General features: G+C 29.9%; 17 protein-coding genes. 2 read left to right on the forward strand and 15 right to left on the reverse strand.

Translation table 11 applies throughout. The features are described from left to right. Nucleotides 1–48 precede the first annotated feature (48 nt). The 9 genes from MED152_RS03145 to MED152_RS03185 all read right to left on the reverse strand — a co-directional run bounded on the left by MED152_RS03145 (nucleotide 49) and on the right by MED152_RS03185 (nucleotide 10,961). Nucleotides 49–750, reverse strand: a complete 702-nt coding sequence (locus MED152_RS03145) for a sulfite exporter TauE/SafE family protein (protein ID WP_015480405.1) — start codon at nucleotides 748–750, stop codon at nucleotides 49–51. Further along, nucleotides 750–1,196 carry a FixH family protein gene (locus tag MED152_RS03150; RefSeq protein ID WP_015480406.1) on the reverse strand — a complete coding sequence of 149 codons (447 nt, stop codon included), beginning with the start codon at nucleotides 1,194–1,196 and terminating at the stop codon, nucleotides 750–752. The genes MED152_RS03145 and MED152_RS03150 overlap by 1 nt, the downstream gene beginning before the upstream one ends. A gap of 7 nt (nucleotides 1,197–1,203) precedes the next feature. After that, complete coding sequence (gene ccoG, locus MED152_RS03155; RefSeq protein WP_015480407.1) at nucleotides 1,204–2,625, reverse strand: cytochrome c oxidase accessory protein CcoG; 1,422 nt, start codon at nucleotides 2,623–2,625, stop codon at nucleotides 1,204–1,206. A 27-nt stretch (nucleotides 2,626–2,652) separates the two neighbouring features. Next, the gene (locus tag MED152_RS03160) at nucleotides 2,653–3,510 is read right to left on the reverse strand and encodes a cbb3-type cytochrome c oxidase N-terminal domain-containing protein (RefSeq protein ID WP_015480408.1); all 858 of its coding nucleotides are present in this window, start codon (nucleotides 3,508–3,510) and stop codon (nucleotides 2,653–2,655) included. Between the two features lie 17 nt (nucleotides 3,511–3,527). Further along, nucleotides 3,528–3,692: a hypothetical protein gene (locus tag MED152_RS03165; RefSeq protein WP_015480409.1), complete on the reverse strand. Its 165-nt coding sequence runs from the start codon at nucleotides 3,690–3,692 to the stop codon at nucleotides 3,528–3,530. Between the two features lie 4 nt (nucleotides 3,693–3,696). Then, nucleotides 3,697–5,892, reverse strand: a complete 2,196-nt coding sequence (gene ccoN / locus MED152_RS03170) for a cytochrome-c oxidase, cbb3-type subunit I (RefSeq protein WP_015480410.1) — start codon at nucleotides 5,890–5,892, stop codon at nucleotides 3,697–3,699. 14 nt (nucleotides 5,893–5,906) lie between these two features. Further along, entirely contained in the window at nucleotides 5,907–6,074 is a 168-nt protein-coding gene (ccoS, locus tag MED152_RS03175; protein WP_041383825.1) for a cbb3-type cytochrome oxidase assembly protein CcoS, read from the reverse strand. Nucleotides 6,075–7,221: 1,147 nt separating this feature from the next. After that, a complete protein-coding gene (hemN, locus tag MED152_RS03180; protein ID WP_015480413.1) occupies nucleotides 7,222–8,583 on the reverse strand; it encodes an oxygen-independent coproporphyrinogen III oxidase in 1,362 nt (453 codons plus the stop codon). Further along, nucleotides 8,580–10,961, reverse strand: coding sequence for a heavy metal translocating P-type ATPase metal-binding domain-containing protein (locus tag MED152_RS03185; RefSeq protein ID WP_015480414.1), 2,382 nt, complete (start codon nucleotides 10,959–10,961; stop codon nucleotides 8,580–8,582). Before MED152_RS03185 ends, hemN begins: the two co-directional genes overlap by 4 nt. A 104-nt stretch (nucleotides 10,962–11,065) precedes the next feature. Here MED152_RS03185 and MED152_RS03190 point away from each other — a divergent pair, with 104 nt between their 5' ends. Beyond that, entirely contained in the window at nucleotides 11,066–11,752 is a 687-nt protein-coding gene (locus tag MED152_RS03190; protein ID WP_041383344.1) for a Crp/Fnr family transcriptional regulator, read from the forward strand. A gap of 2 nt (nucleotides 11,753–11,754) precedes the next feature. Here the strand turns inward: MED152_RS03190 and MED152_RS03195 are convergent, their stop codons facing one another. After that, nucleotides 11,755–13,989 carry a BamA/TamA family outer membrane protein gene (locus tag MED152_RS03195; protein WP_015480416.1) on the reverse strand — a complete coding sequence of 745 codons (2,235 nt, stop codon included), beginning with the start codon at nucleotides 13,987–13,989 and terminating at the stop codon, nucleotides 11,755–11,757. Between the two features lie 51 nt (nucleotides 13,990–14,040). Continuing rightward, entirely contained in the window at nucleotides 14,041–18,987 is a 4,947-nt protein-coding gene (locus tag MED152_RS03200) for a translocation/assembly module TamB domain-containing protein (protein ID WP_238559153.1), read from the reverse strand. Between the two features lie 235 nt (nucleotides 18,988–19,222). Here MED152_RS03200 and MED152_RS03205 point away from each other — a divergent pair, with 235 nt between their 5' ends. Continuing rightward, a complete protein-coding gene (locus MED152_RS03205) occupies nucleotides 19,223–19,876 on the forward strand; it encodes a peptidoglycan-binding protein (RefSeq protein ID WP_015480418.1) in 654 nt (217 codons plus the stop codon). Here MED152_RS03205 and MED152_RS03210 read toward each other — a convergent pair. Genes MED152_RS03210 through MED152_RS03225 form a run of 4 tightly spaced genes read right to left on the reverse strand, consistent with a single transcriptional unit; the run spans nucleotide 19,873 to nucleotide 23,441 of the window. Then, nucleotides 19,873–20,943 (reverse strand): AMP-binding protein, encoded by a 1,071-nt coding sequence (locus tag MED152_RS03210; RefSeq protein WP_368085808.1) that lies wholly within the window; start codon nucleotides 20,941–20,943, stop codon nucleotides 19,873–19,875. The two genes, MED152_RS03205 and MED152_RS03210, sit on opposite strands and share 4 nt — an antisense overlap. Nucleotides 20,944–20,962: 19 nt before the next feature. Further along, nucleotides 20,963–21,880 (reverse strand): CPBP family intramembrane glutamic endopeptidase, encoded by a 918-nt coding sequence (locus tag MED152_RS03215; protein WP_015480420.1) that lies wholly within the window; start codon nucleotides 21,878–21,880, stop codon nucleotides 20,963–20,965. A 1-nt stretch (nucleotide 21,881) separates the two neighbouring features. Further along, a complete protein-coding gene (locus MED152_RS03220; protein WP_187288772.1) occupies nucleotides 21,882–22,916 on the reverse strand; it encodes an o-succinylbenzoate synthase in 1,035 nt (344 codons plus the stop codon). Nucleotides 22,917–22,925: 9 nt separating this feature from the next. After that, nucleotides 22,926–23,441 (reverse strand): SRPBCC family protein, encoded by a 516-nt coding sequence (locus tag MED152_RS03225; protein WP_015480422.1) that lies wholly within the window; start codon nucleotides 23,439–23,441, stop codon nucleotides 22,926–22,928. Nucleotides 23,442–23,445: the final 4 nt, after the last annotated feature.

A 23,445-nucleotide genomic window follows, 5' to 3' on the forward strand; every position in this document is an offset into this window, starting at 1 on the left:
AAATTAATATAGATGAAATACCAATAAGTGTAGATGAATAGATTTTATTTAATGACAGCCTGAAACTGTAGTTAATGCATTTTGCAAAACAGGTTCTGGAGATATGTATGGTATACCAAGCCCTAAACCTCTAACTATAAATAAAACACCTATAAAAACCACCATAATTGGAATCACTTTCTGTATTTTTTTTCGAAAACCATTCTTTGTAAAGTTTCCTAAATATACAAAAATTGTCATTAAAGGTATTGTGCCTAAACCAAATAGCATCATATAAATGCTTCCATAAAGTGATGAAGAAGTTGTTATGGCCCCAAATAAAGCCATATAAACTAAGCCACAAGGTAAAAATCCGTTTAAAAAACCAAGGGTAAAAAAAGTATCATTGCCTTTCTTTTTTAATTCTTTCCCTAAAGAACTTTTTACTTTTAAAATGATATGACTAATCTTTTTAGATATTGGGATTTTATTAGACAGCTTTGGAAATAGAATTAAAACGATCATAAAAACACCAACAATAATTGAAATTTGTTGCTGAAAACCAAACAGGTAAAATCCTTTACCTAATAAGCCAAATAACAAACCTATGAGAGCATAAGTAAAAATTCTACCAAAATGATAACTTAATATCTGAAAGAACGCTTTGGTTCGATTGCTTCTATCAACAGGCAACATAAAAGCTATTGGACCACACATGCCTATGCAATGAAAACTGCCCAATAAACCAAATATGAGTGCTGAAAGTAACATTAGTAAACAATTTCTTTTTTAAATAAATATGGTTTATTTTCAAATGTCCAAAATACTATAATGTTCCAGCGACCATCTACTAAACGTTGTTCAGGCACGAGCAAATATGTATTAGAAGTTGAAATAGGAATATCAAAATCTAATTGTTTATTAGATGGTCTATATAGGAACACATTACCTTCTATATTTTTATTTTTAAAATCTTCTGGAAGTTGAATTTTTAAACCTGTTTCTGATCTTTGAACTGTAACTTTGGATTTTAGTTCATTCAAATTTTTTATGGCATCAATTTCATCTTGAAATTGCAATTCTTTTTGATAATATTTTTCTGTAACCAAATCATGACTATAGGTATGATCTGTACTCATGGTTACTACAAAATACATAATGAATGCAATAAATGCTACTATCGTAATTACAATACCTGTACCCCAATTTATTTTCATGATTCTTTTATTTATATGTTCTTGGTCCTAAAAAATTGGTTTTCGTGGTTTCTAATAATTCATCATTACTAAAAACACCAATTTCAATATCTACATTATCATCTTTTAAAACAGACTTATTAATCTCGATAAATAAAGTACCTTCTGCCAAGCCTTGTTTCGGAATTATAAAGTTTTGATTAGAAACCAACTGAATTTTACCCTTATGAGACAGCAATTTATAACTCACATTTTCAATGTCTTTGGTTGTTTTGTTAATCACTTTAAACGTATAAACATTACTGATTATATTATTTTCCTTTTGCTGATATAATTGACCTGGTAATCTTAAAATTCTTGCTTCTACATCATTTCGTAAAAAAAGCATTCCTACTAAAATTCCTGTCAGAATCAGTAAAACAGCAGAATAGCCTTTCATTCTTGCTGTAAATTCAAAAGGTTTTTTCTTAGTGATATTCTCTTCACTCGCATATCGAATTAAACCTTTTGGTAAGTTGATACTTTCCATAATATGATCGCATTCATCTATACAAGCTGTGCAGTTTACGCACTCTAATTGAGTTCCATTTCTAATATCTATACCTGTAGGACAAACAACTACACATTGTTTACAATCAATACAATCACCTTTACCTAGAGCTTCTCTATCTTCATTCTTTTTAAATTTAGAACGCCCTTGTTCTCTTTCTCCTCTTTTATAATCGTAGGCAACATTAATGGTTTTATTGTCTAAGAGTACACCTTGTAACCTTCCATAAGGACAAGCTATAATGCACACTTGCTCTCTAAACCATGCAAATACAAAGTAAAAAACACAGGTAAAAATTATTAAAGAAATAAGTGTATTAATATTATCTAAAGGATTACCAGTGATGTAATTAATAACAGTATCTCCACCAATTAAATACGCTAAAAAAACATTTGCTATGATAAACGAAATCACAAAGAACACAAACCATTTTAAAAGTCTTTTCCTTATTTTTTCTGCATTCCAAGGTTGTTTATCTAGTCGTATTTGTTTTCCTCTATCACCATCAATCCAATATTCAATTTTGCGAAAAACCATTTCTAAAAAAATGGTCTGTGGGCAAATCCAACCACAAAATAATCGTCCAAAAACCACTGTAAAAAGTATTACAAAAACAACACCTGTAATCATAGAAATTACCAAGAGATGAAAATCTTGTGGCCAAAATGGAAAGCTAAATATATTAAACCTTCTTTCTAATACATTAAACAGCAGAAACTGATTTCCGTTAATTTTTATAAATGGTGCAGAAAGTAGAAAAGCTAATAGAAAGTAACTTACATAACTTCTATACTTATAATATTTTCCACTTGGTTTTTTAGGAAATACCCAAGAACGCTTTCCTTCTTTATTGACGGTTCCAATACTATCTCTAAATTTTTCGTTCTCAGGTGTTTCCATACTAACTAAAAAACTAACATTATCTAACTATTCTTCTTTCCAAATTTCTCCTTGAGGCGCTTTTGCCTTTTCTGGTGTTGTTCCTTGCAGTGAAATAACATAACTAGCAACTTTCTCCATATCTGATGGCTTTAATGTATTTTTCCATGAAATCATACCTTTACCATCTCTACCACCATTTAATAACGTTGTAAAAACGTTTTTAACTCCACCTCCTAATATCCAGTATTCATCAGTTAAATTAGGCCCAATAGCTCCACCACCATCAGCTAAATGACAAGAAGCACAATTTAAATTAAAGACTGCTTTACCTCTTTTTAAAGAGCTTGCATCTGTTAAAAGCTCTACAGTTTCAGCCGTGATTAAATCTGGAGCAGATTTTTTAAACTTATTTACTTCCATTTGAGCTTTAGCTACAGCTGCTTGATATTCCATTTCTGGAGTGGCACCACCCATAATTTCAAATCGTACTAGATACACAACAGCAAATAAAATGGTAGCATAAAACATGTATACCCACCATGGAGGAAGTGAATTGTCTAACTCCTGAATACCATCGTAATTATGATCTAGAACTATGCTTTCTTCTTCTTCAACAGATTTGGCTCTTGTCCATTTTACCATCAACTTCTTAATCCAAAGATTAGGGTCTTCTGGAATTATGCCTTCTTTCTCGTTAATTAATTCTGTTGCTTTTTTAGTGGCTAAATAATTTACTAATTCCTTTAATGAAATCACTAATACAAAACCTATTAAAGCAAGCCATACCAATGGGTTTTCGAAAAAATTTAACGGATTTTCATAGGCTATAAATGCCTTAACTAATGCAAAAAATGTAGTTAAAACAAAAAGTATATAAATTATTGATTGAATCTTTTTTTTCATCGTTTACATTTTTATAATTAATCTAAAGGAATGTTGCTTACTCTTTGAATGTATTCTTTCTTAGCTGTAATTACCCACCAAAAAAGCGCTACAAAGAATGTAAAGAATATTACTAATGATATTAATGGATAGATTTCTATGCCAGTAATACTTTCCATATGGTTTTTTACAAATTTTAGCATAATCTTAATTTTTGATGATTTTTTGTTCTTCTTTTACCTTAATATCTGTTCCCAGTCTTTGGATGTAAGCAATAATTGCCACCAATTCTCTGTCTTTCATCTCTACAAATGGCTCATTATTCTCTTTTGCATATTTTTTATCTTCTAAATAACTTTTAGCAAAATCAGGATCTTGATATAGGTTTTCTTCTATCTGTTTTCCTTGTTCATCCATTAATTGTTGAGCGTTTGTAATTTCTTCTTCTGAATATGGTACTCCTAAACTAACCATAGCTCTCATTTTATCTTCTGTGTTAGATTTATCCAACTCATTTTTAATCAACCATTTATAAGAAGGCATAATAGAACCTGGAGATGTACTTTGAGGATCATAAAAGTGATTTAAATGCCAGCTATCAGAATATTTTGCTCCAATTCTGTGCAAATCTGGACCTGTTCTTTTACTTCCCCATAAAAATGGATGATCGTACACAAATTCACCTGCTTTTGAATAGTCTCCATACCTCTCTACCTCACTTCTAAAAGGCCTAATCATTTGTGAATGGCAACCAACACAACCTTCTCTAATGTAAATATCTCTACCTTCGAGCTCTAAAGGAGTGTAAGGTTTTATACTGCTAATGGTTGGTATATTAGATTTTACCAATAAGGTTGGAATAATTTGTACAACTCCTCCAATAAGAATAGCAATTGTAGCGTAAATAGTTAATTTGATTGGTTTTCTTTCTAACCACGTGTGATATCCTTCACCTTTAGTTCTATATTTTGAAACCTTGGTTAAAGGTGCAGCCTCTGCTAATTCATCTTGTACAGTACTACCAGCTCTAACCGTTTTTACTACATTATAAAGCATTACAATAGCTCCTAGAATATACATAGATCCACCAATGGCACGCATCCAGTACATAGGAATAATCTCATTCAAGGTTTCTAGAAAGTTTCCATAGGTTAGAGATCCATCAGGATTAAATTGTTTCCACATAGAAGCTTGTACAAAACCTGCTACATACATAGGCAGTGCGTATAAAATAATACCTAATGTTCCAATCCAGAAATGAAAATTAGCTAACGCTTTTGAGTATAAAGTAGTTTTAAAAATTCTTGGAATCATCCAATACAACATACCAAAGGTGAAAAACCCGTTCCAAGCTAAGGCTCCAACATGCACGTGAGCAATAATCCAATCAGAAAAGTGTGCTATTGCGTTTACGTTTTTAAGTGATAACATAGGACCTTCAAAAGTAGCCATACCATAACCTGTGATTGCAACCACCATAAATTTTAAAACAGGATCTGTTCTTACCTTATCCCAAGCACCTCTTAAGGTTAGTAAACCATTAATCATTCCTCCCCAAGAAGGAGCAATTAACATTACCGAAAATGCAACACCTAAATTTTGTGCCCAATTTGGTAATGAAGTATATAATAAATGGTGAGGACCAGCCCAGATATAGATAAAAATCAAAGACCAGAAATGTACTATAGATAATCGATAAGAATAGACAGGTCTGTTTGCAGCTTTAGGCACAAAATAATACATTAAACCTAAGAAAGGTGTCGTTAAGAAAAATGCCACAGCATTATGACCATACCACCATTGAACCAGCGCATCTTGAACTCCTGCATAAACTGAATAACTCTTTAAAAAACCTACTGGTAAAGCTAAACTGTTAAAAATATGTAATACAGCAACTGTTACAAAAGTTCCTAAATAAAACCAAATGGCCACGTATAAGTGACGTTGTCTTCTTTTAAGAATTGTCCAAATCATGTTTACACCAAATGCAACCCAAACCAATGCAATCATAATATCTATAGGCCATTCTAACTCAGCATATTCTTTAGAACTTGTATAACCTAATGGTAAGGTTATTGCTGCTGCAACTATAATTAATTGCCAGCCCCAAAAATTAAAATTACTTAGAAAGTTACTAGCCATTCTAGCTTTTAACAAACGTTGTAAAGAATAATAGACACCTGCATAAATAGCATTACCCACAAATGCAAAAATTACAGCATTTGTGTGCAATGGTCTTAAACGACCAAAACTTAACCAAGAAATTCCATCTGTTACATTAGGAAACAAAAACATAAAGGCTAATAGTAACCCTACTGAAAAGCCAATAATACCCCAGAAAAGTGTAGCGTAGATGAATTTTTTAACGATTTTATTATCGTAATAAAACTGTTGCGTCTTCATAATTGAATTTAATTTTAGTTGATTTTTTTAGTTTCTTTTACCAATTCATCATCAAACAAAATTCGTACGGAAGGTGTGTAAGAATCATCATACTGTCCTTTCTTTACTGAATAAATAAATGCAATAAAGAATACAATTGCCACTAAAATACTTAGGGTAAGTAGTAAATATATTACGCTCATATCTTGCCTGATAATTTGATACATCAAAAATACTTAGCGTAGTTATTTTAAAACATGATATTTATCAGGTTTCAAAAATTAAAGGAAAAAATTAAAGGAAAAGCGTACTCAAAATATAAATATCTGAGTACGCTTTGAAAATCGATAAGGATCTTTTGTTTTAATTTTCATTTATTAAAAAATAATACGAAACCTACTAAAATAAATATTTAGAGCATATACTCTAAAAATCTTCTTAGGTAGTAAAACAAAAAAATCCTTTAGCTATCGATTTTGAGTAGTGGGGGACTATTTTTTTATCTGGCTATTATATTAATTAAGCTAAATTTGAAAAAATATTTGAGAAAAAAAGTGTAAAAAAATTTCCGAAAAGGTTTTAGATTTTTATTACAAAGTACTTTTAGTTCTCTAGAAATCAAATTATAAAGTTCTTTAACGTATGAGAAACAGCCCTAATACAGTTCACTAAAAGTTTTAAAAATTAAGCACAAAAATATAGTTCACAAAACTTTGATGTTTGGCAACTAATTGTGTTTATTAAAATGGAAAGACATAACAAGACATATTTTCGAAAATATATAAAAAATTTCGAAAATATGAATTTTAGCTTACAGGTTCGATTTTAAAAGTTGATTAAGCTCTCAACCATAAAGATAATACTTACCGTTAAAATTAATAATTTTAGACTTGCGTCTCCTAGTCTAAGAGTTTCTGAAGTACTTCTTAAATCTGAAAATTTACGAGTTTTCATAGTGTGGGGGACTATTTAAGTTAATAATATGTAATAAAGTTAGTAAAATTAATTACACTACCAAATTAAATTTAAAAAAAATTCACGGTTTTTTTATCGAAAAGGATTTCGATTTACTATTTAGAGTAAGTTTCTTACTTTAATATTAATACTAGTTAAATATCTAATTAACTTAATATCAATTATTTACACGTATTTCTTAATTCTAAAACAAGCTTTCAAATAAAAAGATAGCGCTTAACGATAAAATAAATAATTTTACGGTCGCATCGCTTAAACTAATAACTTTAGACATAAGATTAGACGCAGAAGATTCTGTATTTTTCATTTTTAGGGGATAATTTAATTAATAATACCTAAATATACTGCAAAGAAACACCTTACACAACTTTTGTCTTAAATGGTTAGCGAGAAGGTTTTTTGGTCAGATTTTACTTTTAGTAATTTCTTGTCGAAAGCCATACATACGTTTCTAACAAATGGTCTTGCCTTTTCTGGAATATAGATAGTATTGCCTTTTAACTGAACTAAATCATCTTTTATTAACTCTTCAAGTTCATGCAAATGATTATCAACGTTTGAAATCTTCATTTGGTCTAAATCCCAAGAAGTACTAAAGTTGCACATCAAATTTAAAATGTGTTTTCTTATGATTTGATCTTCTTTAGTTAAAATATGACCTCTAAAAACAGGAATTTCTCCTAAGTTCACTATTTTTTGATATTCTTTTACTGTTTTTACATTTTGAGAAAAACCATACCAAGAGTCAGAAATGGCAGACATTCCCAAACCAATCATTAACTGGGTTTTATTCGAGGTATATCCCATAAAGTTTCTATGTAACGTATTTTCTAAAGTAGCTTTATAGAGAGAATCGCTTTTTAATGCAAAATGATCCATACCTATTTCTTCATATCCTAAATCTGCAAATAGTTTTTTTCCTATTTCATACAGTTCTCTTTTTTCTTCGTCTTTTGGTAAATCATTTTCATTAAAACCTCTCTGCCCTACTCCTTTTACCCAAGGCACATGGGCATAACTATAGAATGAAATTCGATCAGGTTTTAGCTCTTTGGTTTTATTAATGGTATAGATTACGTTTTCTTTTGTTTGATGTGGTAAACCGAAAATTAAATCATGACTTATAGAGGTGTAACCAATTTCTCTAGCCCAATCTGTAACTTGTTGCACTTCTTTAAAAGTTTGAATTCTATTAATTGCCTTTTGAACATTTTGGTTATAATCTTGAACTCCAAAGCTAACTCTGGTAAATCCGCAGTTAAACAACGTTTGTAATTGTTCTTTGGTTGTATTACTAGGATGACCTTCAAAACTAAACTCAGCATTGTTGTGCTTTTTAGCATTTTTAAAAATACCTTGTATCAAGTACTCTAAATTTTCTTTAGAGAAAAATGTGGGTGTACCTCCACCTAAATGTAACTCCTTTATAATAGGAGTTTCATCAGTTAAATTAACATACAATTGCCATTCGTTAATTACTGTTTTTATGTACTCCTCTTCTACTTCATGTCTTTTTGTAATATGTTTATGACAAGCGCAAAACGTGCATAAACTCTCACAAAAAGGCAAATGAATATATAAGCTAATACCTTCTTTCTGATTACTTTCTATAAAAGATTGTTGAAAGGACTTGATCCATTTTTGTTTAGAAAAGGTTTCATTATTCCAATATGGTACTGTAGGATAACTTGTATATCTAGGCCCTGGAACATTATATTTTTGAATTAAATTTTTCATAGTTTACGTAATTTTTTACCAATTATATTGGTTGAAATAGTTGTGAAAACAACTATGCTTATAGAACTTAAGGGCATTAAAATAGCTGCAATTACTGGCATTAATTGGCCTGTTACTGCAAAATATAACCCAACAACATTATAAAGTAGTGATAATGCAAAGCAGTATTTTATGATTGTAATCGCCTTTTTTGAAGCTTTGAAAAAAGCAGATATTTTATCAAATTGAGAAGCGTCTAAAATAGCATCGCAAGCAGGAGAAAAAACATTAATATTTTCTGAAAGTGCAATACCAACATTACTCTGAGCAAGGGCTCCTGCATCATTCAAACCATCACCAATCATAGCCACATTTCTGCCTAAATTTTGTTGACTTTCAGCAAATTGTAATTTATCATCTGGTTTTTGATTAAATAGAAATGTAGTTTCCTTGGGTAAAAATTCTTTCAAATACACTTTTTCACCCTCATTATCTCCTGAAATTACAGCCAAAAAATACGATCTTTTTAATGTATTAAAAATAGACTTTACTCCTTTTCTGTAAGCGTTTTTAAAACGGAATTTACCTTTGTAATTCTCATTAACACTTACATGTACTGAAGTATCAAATGATGATTCTTCTTTGCCATTTTTTACAAAGGATGCAGCACCTATTTTAAGACTATTGTTCTTAAGCTTAGTTTCTATTCCTTTACCTAAATACTCATTATATCCCTCTAAAACCTCAGTATTCACATTATTTAATGAGTTATACAATATTCTACTTAAAGGATGATTTGATGCTCTTAAACTACTCTTTAAAGCTATTTTTTCTTCCATTATTAAAGGTGAACCTTCATAGGTAATTGTACTTTCTTTATTAGTAGTTAAGGTTCCTGTTTTGTCAAATATCACAGTATCTACACCCGCTAATTGTTCTATTACTGTTGCATTTTTCAAATAGAATTTTTGCTTTCCAAAAATGCGCAATAAATTACCTAGAGTAAAAGGTGCAGCCAGAGCTATTGCACATGGACAAGCAATAATAAGCACTGCTGTAAATACATTTAAAGCCTTGCTATCATCAAAAAATAACCAAAAAGTAGTAGACAAAATAGCAATGGTTAACACTATAATTGTAAAATTTTTACTGATTTTATCTGTTAGTGTTTTAAATGACGAACTTTTATCATTCTTAAACACATCGTTACTCCACAACTGTGTTAAGTAACTTTGAGATACTGAAGCTAAGACTTGCATTTCTAAAACGCCTGTTAATTGTTTACCACCAGCAAATAACTTGTCTCCAGACTTTTTAGTTACAGGTTCTGCTTCACCAGTAACAAAGCTATAATCTATTTGTGCATCTCCATTAATTAAAATGCCATCTACAGGTATTAGTTCTTGGTGTCTAATTAATAATCTATCACCTTTTTTAACATCGTAAATTTGAACATTTTCTTCTGTTTTATCTGATAAAATTCGAGTAACCGCAATTGGAAAGTACGATTTGTAATCGCGTTCAAAAGACAAAAAATTATACGTTTTTTGCTGAAAGAACTTACCTAAAAGCAAGAAGAAAACTAAACCAGTTAAACTATCGAAAAAGCCAGTACCTAAATCAAAAATAATCTCGATAGTACTTCTTATAAATAAAACAGAAACACCTAAAGCAATAGGCACATCTATATTTAGTATTTTAGATCTTAGGCCTTTATATGCTGAAACAAAATAATCATTGGCCGCATAAAAAACTACAGGCAAAGAAAAGACAAACATTAACCAACGAAAAATGTTTTTGTATTGATTTAGCCAAAAGCCATCAACCTCAAAATATTCTGGAAACGATAAAAACATCACATTACCAAAAGCAAAACCTGCAATTCCTAATTTATAAATTAAACTTCGGTTTACTTTTTTCTTACCAGTTTCATAATCTTCTAAACTTATATAAGGTTCGTAACCAATTGTACTTAATAAAAGTACTATTTCTTTTAGTGATGTTAGGGTTGCATCATAAGATACTCGAACTGTTTTCTTAGGGAAATCTACTTGAGATGAGTTTATTTTATCATTTAATTTATGCAAATTCTCTAGGACCCAAATACAAGAGCTGCAATGAATATGAGGAATATAAAGCGTTACAATTTGTGTGTGTTCGTCATTAAATTCTAAGAGTTTCTCTATAATTTCTTTGTTCTCTAAGAAATCATACTTCCCCTCAATTTCTGATGGAATTGCACCTGGATTTTCTTGAAGATCGTAATAACAAGTTAAATCGTTTTCTGAAAAAATCTCATAAACGGTTTTACAACCATTACAGCAAAAACGCTTTTCGTTAAGCGTAATTGTTGTATTCTCACAAGAATCTCCACAATGATAACATAGTGTAGTATTCATATTTACTCTATTTGCCTACTGCAAATTTCGAATTTCTATTAAGTTTAAAATATGATATTTGTCAGGTTTTAAATATATTTGTTAGGCAACCAATCAATACAATTATGAGTAAATGTGAACAATGTATTGTTCGTCAATTTAATTCTCTAAAACATCTTTCTAAAGATGAATTAATAAGAATGTCTGCTTGCAAAACCTCTAAAATTATTAAAAAAGGTGAGCCTTTATTTATTGAGGGTGAGCATATTAATGGAGTTTTCTGTATCAAAGATGGTATTTGTAAAGTTTCTAAAATTAGTGACAATGGAAAAAATCAAATAGTAAACTTGATTAAAAAAGGCGATTTAATTGGTGAACGCAGTTTATTAACTGAAGAAGTTTCTAATTTAAATGCTGTTGCTCTAGAAGATTTAGAAGTGTGTTTTATACCAAAAAGTGAAATTGTTAAAGATTTAGAGAAAAATCAGAACTTTACAATGGATGTTTTAAAAAATATGGCAAACTCTCTTAAAAATGCAGATAATTTAATTGTTGATATGGCACAGAAAAGTGTAAAACAACGATTGGCTGAGACACTTTTAAAACTACAAACCAAATTTGGAACCACAGAAGAAGGCAATCTAGACATTCATTTATCCAGAGAGGATATTGCCAATATTATAGGTACAGCCACAGAATCTGCAATTCGTTTATTGTCTGAATTTAAGAAAAAGGGCTATATTGAAATGAAAGGCAAAAGCATTAGTGTTGCTAATGAAAATGGTTTAAAGAAAGTTTCTAGCGGATTTTAACCTTAGAAAGAATAACCTATTGCAAAATTAAATACAGGTTCATCTAACCTAAAATCTAAGCGTTCTCCTTCAGGCAAAGCTGGGTCATGAAATGGTGCTGCTAAATCAAAACGAATTACAAAACCTTGCACATCAATCCTTAGTCCTAAACCTGCACCCATTCCTAATTCATTTAAGAAGTTAGATGTAAATTTATCATTACCATTAAAAGCCGGATTTTCATTTGAGTTCCATACATTACCAGCATCAACAAAAAAGGCACCTTTAAAAAAAGAGTAAATAGGAAAGCGATATTCTACATTAGCTTCCAACCTAATATTACCAGTTCTATCAAAAAAAGAAGTACTGTTTTGATTGTTTGTATCTGTATAAGTACCTGGGCCTAAAGATCTAGTATTAAAGGCTCTTACACTATATGGACCTCCAGAAAAATATTGTTTTACAAAAGGTACAACATCAGAATTACCATAAGCCAAACCATAACCAGCAAATAAACGTGTTGCAATGGTTTGAGCATACTTATCACCAAAATTAAAATGATATCTAAAATCTACATCTGCCTTTGCATATTGTGCATATTGCAAACCTAAAAATTCTTTTGGCTGACCTGTTGTAGTTTCTTTACCTAATAGACTTATTGAATTTCCTGCAACATCAATTGTTGAATTAAAGAAAAATTGATGGGTTCTTTTTGCGGCTAACATTTCGTTATACGTAAATGAAAAAGTTAAACCAGAAATAAATTGCTGTTCAAAACTTCTTGCTAAAAATGGGTTGTCTGCTAAAATTTGATCAAATTCTGGTGTGGTGTTAGACAACCTTGTGTAATTAACAGAAATAGGATTTACCTCATAGGTTATGTATTTGTTTGCATTCCACACATAACCAAAAAGTGCAGTTCCTGATAATAAGGTATATAACTGACTACGATTTAAATATGTTGCACTTAAACTTGTTTTTGTTTTAGGTATGGAATATTCAAAAAAATCTTCGTTAATTGAAAACGGAGCAATTACTCTAGGAAAAATTAATTCTGTTTTTAATTCTAATTCTAAACTACTTAAACCTGAATTATCTCCTGATGAAACTTGGGTTTCATACCCAATACTAGAACTTATATTTAAGGTCTCTCCTCCTCCAAAAAGATTTCTGTTACTAAAAACCAAACCAAGAGTTGGACCAGCAAAATTGTTAGATTTAGTAACAGCTTGCAACTCTGCACGAAGCGCACGTTTGGTTAATGGTGATAAAAAGATATTGGCTTCTAATGCACCTTCATTATCATCTGCAAGGGTATCTAATTCTTTGTACTGAATATTTACATATTTATAAGCACCTATTGTAGATAGGCGTCTTGCCGTATTTTTTGAATTATCAGGATTGTAATAGTCACCTTCTTTTAGTGTGATAAAATCATCTAAATATTTAGGCTTGAAAAATTCTTCATTTTGATAGTAATTTTTCTCTTCAAAGCGTTTTGAAATATTAGTTGTAGAATCTCTTAAATTATAATTTGGGTAAACATTGATAGTTTTTACCTTATAAGGAATGATAGCTTTCTCAGGCACATCCTTTTTTAATTTCAAAAAAAGATCGAATTTCTTATTCTTGTATTGATTTGTATCTGCCTCAAAAATTAAAAAGTTATTATTAAAATTATAATAGCCTAAGTCTTTCAACTCATTATCTAAACGTTGCCTTTCTAACTTTAAATTCCCCAAATCGAAACGCATATTCTTTTCAAAAGGAGACTTTGCAGTAAGCTTTTTAATGTCATTAAAAATTGGTTTAGTAAAACTATCAACTTGATAATTGGCTAAAGTATAAGGTTCTTTAATTTTTAGTTGATATAAAACAGATGCTCTTTTCTCTGATTCTGTAAATGATGAAGTTGCAGAGCTATAAAAGAATCCACTGTTTTCTAATCTATTTAAAAGAATGTCTTCTACCTCTAAATTCTCTACATCAGATTGATAAACTGGCTCTTCACCTAATTGCTTAAACAACCATTTATTAATAAAATTGGTCTTTCCTTGCTCATTTTTATAATAGTAGTACAAACCCAAGTGCATACCTAAAAACTTAGAGTTGGGTTCAGGTCTTAAAACTTGTCTAAGATTTTCTTTTAACTGCGCTACTTGAGGTACTGCAGAATCAGCATCCATTTCTATTTCTGCGCCTGTATAAAGGCGTTCGCCTTCAGGTATAAATTTGTTAATGCTACAAGAATATACCATAAATAATATGCTACTAAAAAAGAGACTATTTTTAATTATTTTTTTCAATGATTAGTTTTTTTTCTTTTCTAAACTTTTATCAATTTTATCTTCTTTCTCCTCTAACTTTTTATCTGCTAGCTCCTTTTCTTTCTCTGCTTTTTCATTCTGGGCTTTAAAAATTGCATCCCAAAGTTCTCTAAATTGATTAAACTCTTGTGTGAATATAAGCGCAATTCCATTAACTATGGTTTGCCCATCAATAACATTTTCAAATTCACTTTTTCTAAAACCTTTTAAACGATATCTACCATCTTCAGACAATTTGTACTCTAAACTTACATTACCAATTAACGGAGTTTCATCTCCTGTTTGGCTACTACCTTGCAAATCGACATCACTACCTACCCTAACAGTTAAACGATCATTAAATAACTTTTTCTGAGCAGTTACTCCTAATTGAGTTCTGTCTGTAGCGTATGTACCTTGGTAATCTGTATAACTGTTTAAATCAAAATCTAACTCAATTCCAGAATTGCCTAATATTTTGTCTGAAAATGCATTTAATTGTCCAGAAACAGCATCATTCAAATTATCTCTAGCTATGGTTGCAAAACCACCAGAACTACCATCACTACCAGAATCTGGATAAAATCTATTTAAAACTAACAGCGAAAACACCTGTTTATTCAATTCCTCTTCTTGCTGATTTACCTGCTGCACTCTGCCATAAACTTGACCTCCAATTGCACCTTGTTCATCTTCTGGCATATCTAAATTAAAAGATATCTTAGGCTGTAATAAATCGCCATCGATATTTAGATAAACATTAAATGGCAAAACTTGCTTGAATTTATTTTTTACTGATGGATCTTCATCAGAAATTTGAGCGGCCATTAATGGTGATGCTGTGGTTTCTATTTTATATATGGCACTTACATCTAAACTAGCATCAAAAGGATCTCCAGACCAAGAAACTCTACCTCCAGTAGCTAGATTAAATCTTCTATTTACCAAACCATAAAGATTTAATTCATAATGCCCAGAAGCAATTTCGAAAGTTCCTGTTAAAGATAATCTTCCATTTGGCACCATGTTAAAAATAAATTCTCCATCACCAGAAACATTAAAATTATCTCCTGTATCCTCATCAATTACTACAGTTACAGATGCTTCTTTATTTACATTTAATTTTGCAAAAATATCAAAGCCCGTAATTACAGCCGACTTTTCTTCGGTTTGCGTAAGAATTGCATCCGGATTTTCTCTATTTACAAAAACCACAACATCATCTCTATTTTCTACACTTGCATAAGCAGTTGGCAAAACATAAGTAACATTGGTATCTGAACCTAGAGTTACGTTAGCAGATAATTTTGGTATTTGCAAATCTCCAGTTAAATCTGCATTCGCATTAAAAGTAGCTAAACCATACAATGATGGATTATCTTCTTTTTTGGCATTTAAAAGCCTAAAATCTTTAGCTCTTAATTGTAAATCAAATTCAGGATTAATAAAACTTTCTGTTAAGATTTTACCCGATAATACTAAAGAATTTCTATTGGCATCTAAAATAGTAAACTTAGATAAATACAGACCTTCATTATCTAAACGTAAGTTTTCATTTTGCAAAGAAAATTTGGTGTTTAGCTTTTTAATTGTAAAATCTGCATTGTTAAAGTTTAAGTTTCCTTTATAATTTGGATTTGATACTGTACCTGTAACCTTAAAATCGCCAGAGAAACTACCATTTGTATCTTTTATTTCACCCAATGAAAGTGTATTTAGGGCTTTCATTTTAAACTCATTAAGTTTGATATCTAAGTTTAAATTAGCATCATTATTTGCAACTACGTAATCACCCACTAATTCTAAATTGATATCGCCTTCTTTTAAGTTTGCATTAAAATCGTACTTATTTCCACCTAAAGATTTTGCATCTATAGAAAGCTTTCCTAAATCTGTTTTTAGTACTTTAAATTGATCTACTTTTAAATCTGCAACAATTCCTGTATCGTTAAATGGCTCCTCTAAAATAAAAGTTCCGTTTAAAATTCCGTTTGCGATTTGCTTATCAGGATTCAAATAATTAAGTACTTCACTTATTTTGAAATTTTTATAGTTAATAGCAACATGAGTTTTTTGAATATTATCTGCTTTGTCTGTAATTGCAATAGATTGTTTGTTTTTATCAATCTTAAAATTGTTAAAACTAAGTTGATTGTTATTTACGAAGATCATCCTATTATCAGAAGGAATATTCCAATTTGACTTATTTAAAATCAAATTATTTGGATCTACACTAAAAACCAAACGTTCACGACTACCTGTAATTTTGGCAGCAACATTCATTAAAGTTTCTTCCTTATCAAAACCTTTAAAAGTTAAATCAAGCTCATTATTTACTTGTTTACCTGTAATTTTAGTTTGTGGCACTCTAAAAGGTGTAGCTTTAATACCTTTAAATCCAAGCTCAAAATTGAAGCTTTCTTTATCTGTATTCATTGTAAAAGCCAAACTATCTAGCTCATTACCACTATAATTTATATGAGGAGCTGTTATTTCCGCATCTAATTTTCTTTCTATCTCATTAAAATCTAAGACAATATCTACAGTATCAATATCTTTTAAATTAACTAGAAATACATCTTCTAACAATGGAGTTTGAGAAATTTTACCTCTAAATTTAATGTTTACAGGGTTTTTAATAGTGTCTGTTGCAACTACATCTCTGTAGAAATAACTTTCTATATGTTTTTGTAATGATGTTGCAAACGTTTGTGGATCTGTGTTAGACTCTAACTTTAAATCTACCATTTTGTTATTTAAATTAACAACTGTAGTGTCTTTATTGGTAAAACCATTTGCTGTAATTTGCCCTAATAGAAAAGTGTCATTATCATAAACAACCACTCCATTTTTAATATTAGCATCAACTTGATACGCCTCTAGGTTTCCATTAAAACTAGCAGAAATATCCATACCTGTTTTAATATTTCTTTGCATTAAACCTAAACCACCTAAATCTGCACCAATAATATCTAAATCTAAATTGGCATTAGTATTTGTGCTGTCTAATTCAACTTGGGCATCTAAGTTAAAGTTTAAATTTTCATCTTTATAGTTTGATGAAAACTCACCCAAACCATTATTAAATTCGCCTGACAATACTACATCATTAATAGCATAGTTGTTATAGGCGAAATCTGAAATAGTTGCATTTACAGTAGCATCTAAATTATTCAATGAATTTCCACTTCCTGAAGCTTTTAAGTCTAAACTAATTGCCCCTATTTGATCATTTTGTAAAAGCTTATTTACTTGATATTGATCTACTTTAATGGTAGCATCGAAATCAATAATTTCTTTATTTTTAAACTGACCATTAATTGCAATTAAACCTTGAGAAGACTTTAAAATTAGATCGGTATTAATATTTTCCAATCCTCCATTTACAGAACCACGTATTGCAATTTCTTCTGGAAGTTGAATTCCAAAATCTTTTTCATTGATAAATTTTAAAATATCTGTTCTAGTTGTTGTCGCTTTTAAATTTGGGAGATTAACTTGCAAAACATTAGAATTGGTAGCATTAAGAATATTACCATCAACAAAAATAGTTGTATCTGTTCCCCAATTAATATTACTTTTTTCTAAGGTGATGTTGGCCAAATTACCTTTTGCAAAAACAGAACCCTTGACTGGTTTTTTACTCAATTCTAAAACGTATGGATTGCTTTTTAATGCTGGTTGAAAGTTTAATAATTGCTTTAAGTCTAATTGGATGGTTGGTAAGTTAAGTGCTAAAAAAGCATTGTTAGGTGCATCAATTAATTTGTTGATAGATGAGTAATCCATCTTTAAATCACCACCAACCTTGCTATCTTTTAATTTAAAGTAGAAATTATTTACAACTAATTTAGAGTCTGAAATAGAAGTTTGAAACTTTAATTGATTTAAATTTAATCCAGAGCTTTCTCTAAAGTTTAAAGTATTTACAGAAAGTTCTCCTTTTTTATCTTTAAAACTAATGTTTTTAGCTTTTAAATTTAGGTTTGTAAATGAAACTGCATCCGGATTAAATATGTTCTCATCTATCTTCTGATTGTTTACAACATAAGAAATTGCATTGTTTTCTAAGGATAAATCATCTAAATTTAATACTATTTCTGGCCATTCAAAAGCACTTTTCGAAGCTTTGTTTTCATTTGGTTGGCTGGACATATTAATATCTACAGTTGAGTTTTTTAAACTAACTGAATTAATATCAAAAATTGCATTCTCTAAATTGATTCTTGGAGAATTTGCTTCAAAGTTGGTCAAATCTAAATTTGCGGCTATTTGATTTACTTGATCTTTATACAATAGCTTGGTATTCTCAATATCTATATAGGTTGCAAAAAGATTAGGGAGAGGCACTTCTTCTGAAGAAATTAGTAGCACTGGTAATTGTTCAAATTGAATATTTGAACTAGATAAGTTGATACCACTTGTCTCAAAAATCATATTGTCGATATCAAACTTTTGAACTTCTGTAGATAATTCGCCTATTTTAAAACTACTTTTAATTCCTAAAGGAATATCATCATAAACAATATCAAAATCATTCAACTCAAAGCTACCTAAAATAATTTCTGGAGATGTACTTGTGGTATCTTGAGGTACAGTATTTGAATTTTGAGTTGCAAAAGCATCTAATAAAAACTGAAAATTATAACCCTTAATAGTATCTTGCCTTTGAATATTTGCCTTTAATCCTGTCCATTCAACATTATCAACACCAATGGCAGTGCCATTTATTAAACCCCAAATAGGTAAGTTTGCTTCTAAAGTTTTCGAATAAATAAGTGTATCACCTTTTTCATCTTCTAAATACAAACCATCTAATTCCAGATTACCATCAAAAGTGATGAAAGCTTTATCAATATCTACTACTGTGTTGGTTTTACTAGATATGTAGTTTGTTGCTTTATCTACAATAATATCTTGACCCCAAGGACTTCTAATAAAAAGTAACAATAGAATTAAAAAAAATAAAACACCCAAAAACACCCTAAGAAACCTTCTTAGATAACGAAATTTATTTTTCTTATTTTTTTTGGCTGACACTACAAAAATTTTGATTTACAAAGATATTACAGCTGAGCTACTAAATTATCTTATTTACATAAATTATTAACACTATTCAACTGTAATTATTCCTTAAAAAAGTTTTAATACATTTGTTACTACTAAAAAGAATAGCTTTAGACTGATGAAACAAATTATTATTTTTTTACTTCTAATAATAGCTGCAGTAATTGGCTATGGAGAATATAGTGATTACAAAAGATACAATTCGCCAAATGTGGATTATAAATCAGATCAAAAAATAGATTTAAACTACTACAATCAAGAACTGATTAGTAACTACTATAAAGCTGTAGAAGACTTAAATAGCTATGTAAAATTACAATGGACTGCCAATGATATTGATGTTAGAGCTCCTGAAGATGAAGATTTAGAAACAAAAGATGCTGTTAAAAAATTCGCTGATAAATTAGCATTAGTTAAATTCTATGAAGCTAAACTTCATAATTCATTGGAATTAAAAGCTGAAGGAAAAAACAATAAAGAAATACAATTTTTAGAATTGAATGGCATTAGCTTAGAAAAATATAACAATGAGCAGCATGCTCAGTTGATAAAGTCTTTGTTTAAAACCAATACCAAATTATATAATGGTGAAAAAAACGCTATTATTTATGAGGTACAGAAAAAGTTGGTTGAACAAGGGGAAACTGTAAGAATAGATGGCGTTTATAGAATTGAAACTTTAAATGCAATTAAGGCTTTCGAAGAAAAAAACAATCTGCTTGCAGATGGATATCTAGATGAGCTGACTTTAGAATGGTTATTTAAAAACTAACTACTTAAGGTAATCTTTTTCATTGTTTCAGTTCGTTGAATCTTACCTGTTGATGTTTCTGTAAATTGATCTAGAAAGTAAATCTTCTTAGGAATTTCAAACTTAGTTAAGGTAGAAAAATTTTTTATTTGATCGATTGCAATACAATTTGCTGCACCTTCAACAATTAAAATTAATTTTTCTCCTAATTTTTCATCAGGAATTCCTGAAACAAAAAATCGGTTGGTTATTAATTGACCTAACTTCTTCTCTATTTGCTCTGGATTTAGTTTAACGCCTCCAGAATTGATTATATTATCAAACCGACCTAACCACTCAAATTCATTTTCTGATATTAATTGAACTACATCATTTGTAAATACAGTTTCTTTAGCAACTTTTGGAGCTTTGATAACCAAACAATTTCTTTGATCTATAAAAAAATCTACATCAGGTAAAGCTTTAAAGAATGCCCTTTGTATAGGTAATTTAAGGCCAGTTTTTTCATTATTTACTTTTTGTACTGCAATATGGGTAATTGTTTCTGTCATACCATAGGTAGCAAAAACAGTTGTTGAAACCTTTTGTAGTTTTTGATAAAGAGTATTAGAAATTGCTCCTCCACCTACAATTAAAGTATCAATCAAGTCCAAATTAGACAAGGAATTTTCTACTTGCAAAGGCACCATAGCAGAAAAATCGTATACTGTATTAATATTTTGTAATGGTGAAGAATTGGATTCAACTATATCTAAATGCCATCCTAAAGTTACTGCTCTTATCAACATCATTTTACCTGCTATATAACTAATAGGTAAACATAATAATGCTTTAGTTGTGGCTTCTAGATTAAAATAAGCACCTGTTGCCTGTACTGAATTAATCATAAAGTTTTTTTGCAATTGAATTGCCTTAGGCTTACCTGTAGAGCCAGAAGTATTAACAATTACATATGTTTCACTGTTAAACCACTCTTCTAAGAACAAGCTCGTTCCTAAGGAAACTTTTTTGGCATAATTGCACAAATCACCTTCATTGGAAAATGACCTACCATTCAATTTAAAATTTGGATGAATTTTGTTCTTCACAATTATGTCTTGTAACTAATTAATTATCAGTTAAAGTAACAGGTTTTTCTATTTTACCAAATAGTTTTTCTGACCAATTAGACCACTTGTATTTTTTAGCAAACACGAATAGCAAGATTGGGAAAATCACAAAAACAGGTAGGTAAACATCAGCCCCTAAAGCTGGTTCTGACATATCAATTAAAACAGAATCTGTTTGAAAAACGGTCCAATCTGCAGTTACTAAAACAGCAGTAAACAGGTTATTTGCTGCATGGAATCCCAGTGCTAATTCTAAACCTTCATCCATCAAGGTTAAAATACCTAAAAAGAAGCCTGTACCAATATAGTAGATGAGTAATTCATACCCTAACTTGCTTACTTCAGGATTTGCAATATGTAAAACACCAAATACAACCGATGTAAAAATTAAAGGAAACCACCTAGTTTTTGTTGCAACACCTAAGCCTTGCATTAAATATCCTCTAAATAAATATTCTTCAAAGCTAGTTTGTAATGGAATTAATAGTACTGCAACTACTAGTAAGACTAAAAACTTGTTAAGGTTAAAATTCCATTGATAATTTTCTGGAGATACAAAATAATCAATCATTAAAAAGGCTGTTGTTACAGCACCCCATAAGAAAAATGCAAAAAACACTCTTTTCCAATCTATTTTTTTTCTAGAAGTAGTTAATGATGTTAATGATTGTTGATGCACATATTTTGTCCATAATAAAACTGCAGCCAAACCAACTGCAAACGGAATGAGACTTTCAATTAAGAAACGTGTTGCCCCTTTATTTTCTATTTCTGTTTGAATTATTTTATCAACATCTAAATCTAGAACCATCATTGCTAGAAAATTTAGAAACATTAGACCAAAAAATAAAAATGGAATAATTAAATATTTCCACATTCCTAATTCTCCTTTGTATGCTTGTTGTATGTAATTCATATTAATAATTAAAATTCCAATTTAAACTTGTATTGTATTGCAATGTACCTTTTTTAACTTCTAAAGGACTTTGAATATTATTGGTAAATAAACTTCCAGTACCTAAACCTTGAGGCAAATTACTATTTAAAGTGTAAGTAAATTGTGCTATTGCATTTAAACCTACATTACTTTCTAAGGCAGAAGTTATCCACCAACCACAATCATTTTCTTCTGCTAAGTTAATCCATTCAGTACTACCTGCAAATCCGCCAACCAAACTAGGTTTTAAAATAATATATTGAGGCTTTATGGTTTGAATTAGATTGCTTTTAGCCTCCTTAGAAAATACACCTATCAATTCTTCATCTAAAGCAATTGCTAAAGGAGTTACTTCACATAATTCAGCCATTTCTTGTAATTGACCTTGTTTAATTGGCTGCTCAATTGAGTGAATTTCTAATTCTGATAATACTTTTAATTTTTCTAGAGCAGTACTTGGGTCAAATGCCCCATTTGCATCTACCCTAAGCTCTATTTCTTTTGATGAAAATTCTTTTCGAATGGATTTTAGTAAGTCAATTTCAGTATCAAAATCAATGGCTCCAATTTTCATTTTTATACATGAAAAACCTGATGCTAACTTTTCCTTAATTTGGGTTTTCATGAACTCTTTATCTCCCATCCAAACTAAACCATTAATAGGTATAGCACTTTTACCCTGTGTAAAATTAGAAGGAAATAACTCAAACTTATTTTTACTTTTTAAAGATAAAAAAGCCTGTTCTATACCAAATTGAATAGATGGATAATGCACAAGCTCTTCTAATAAAAAATCTAAATCTTTGTTGATATTGTTACAAACCCAAGTTAATTTTTCTTCGTAATTAGAAACATCATCTATACTTAAGCCTCGAAACAAGCCTGTTTCTCCTACTCCAATTTTATCATTCTCATTTAAAATGATAAAATAGGTTTCTTTAGTTCTTAAAATTCCACGAGAAGTACCACTTGGATTATTAAAATTTAGAATATACTTTTTATAATTAGCTTTAATCAAAATGAATTATTTATTTTCAATATACGTTTTAAAATTATTCAAATAGCCTTGATCTTGATCTTGAAAAGTAGACTTAAAATATGGAAACATGCAAGCCATAATATAAGAATCGCTTCTGCAGCTTGAATTTAAAGTTATAGTGGTTATTCCATTATTTTCGGTAAAAACATAATCATCTTTCTTTAGCATATTTTCTGCATCAAAAAATAGGGTAACTTTTTCATTAGGTACATAAGCCATCACCTTCTCTGTCATTGTAATTTCTTGACCTTGGTTGTCTAAAACTATTTTATAGCTACTACCTGTTTTACCTACATTTTCATTTATAGTCTTTACAGATTTAATTTCAGGAATCCAATTCTTCACATTTTCTGTGGTATTAAAAGTTTTAAAAACTTCAGCTAAAGGCTCGTTCACAGAAACTTTAGCTTCATAGTTTGTTTCTTTTACTAATAAGCCTGTCGCAAAAAATGCTAAAACTAACGCTGTAATTATACCTAATATAATTTTTATGGTTTTCATAATT

The organism is Polaribacter sp. MED152, from assembly GCF_000152945.2.
In the GTDB taxonomy this organism is placed as follows: Bacteria; Bacteroidota; Bacteroidia; order Flavobacteriales; family Flavobacteriaceae; genus Polaribacter.

Bases quoted from the DNA above. Each gene is read 5' to 3' on its own strand.
- MED152_RS03185 (WP_015480414.1), bottom strand. From the start codon at position 10,961: ATGAATACTACACTATGTTATCATTGTGGAGATTCTTGTGAGAATACA.
- ccoS (WP_041383825.1), bottom strand. From the start codon at position 6,074: ATGAGCGTAATATATTTACTACTTACCCTAAGTATTTTAGTGGCAATT.
- ccoG (WP_015480407.1), bottom strand. From the start codon at position 2,625: ATGGAAACACCTGAGAACGAAAAATTTAGAGATAGTATTGGAACCGTC.
- MED152_RS03205 (WP_015480418.1), top strand. From the start codon at position 19,223: ATGAAACAAATTATTATTTTTTTACTTCTAATAATAGCTGCAGTAATT.
- MED152_RS03160 (WP_015480408.1), bottom strand. From the start codon at position 3,510: ATGAAAAAAAAGATTCAATCAATAATTTATATACTTTTTGTTTTAACT.
- MED152_RS03215 (WP_015480420.1), bottom strand. From the start codon at position 21,880: ATGAATTACATACAACAAGCATACAAAGGAGAATTAGGAATGTGGAAA.
- MED152_RS03190 (WP_041383344.1), top strand. From the start codon at position 11,066: ATGAGTAAATGTGAACAATGTATTGTTCGTCAATTTAATTCTCTAAAA.
- ccoN (WP_015480410.1), bottom strand. From the start codon at position 5,892: ATGAAGACGCAACAGTTTTATTACGATAATAAAATCGTTAAAAAATTC.
- MED152_RS03145 (WP_015480405.1), bottom strand. From the start codon at position 750: ATGTTACTTTCAGCACTCATATTTGGTTTATTGGGCAGTTTTCATTGC.
- hemN (WP_015480413.1), bottom strand. From the start codon at position 8,583: ATGAAAAATTTAATTCAAAAATATAATGTTCCAGGGCCTAGATATACA.
- MED152_RS03195 (WP_015480416.1), bottom strand. From the start codon at position 13,989: ATGGTATATTCTTGTAGCATTAACAAATTTATACCTGAAGGCGAACGC.
- MED152_RS03150 (WP_015480406.1), bottom strand. From the start codon at position 1,196: ATGAAAATAAATTGGGGTACAGGTATTGTAATTACGATAGTAGCATTT.
- MED152_RS03165 (WP_015480409.1), bottom strand. From the start codon at position 3,692: ATGCTAAAATTTGTAAAAAACCATATGGAAAGTATTACTGGCATAGAA.
- MED152_RS03225 (WP_015480422.1), bottom strand. From the start codon at position 23,441: ATGAAAACCATAAAAATTATATTAGGTATAATTACAGCGTTAGTTTTA.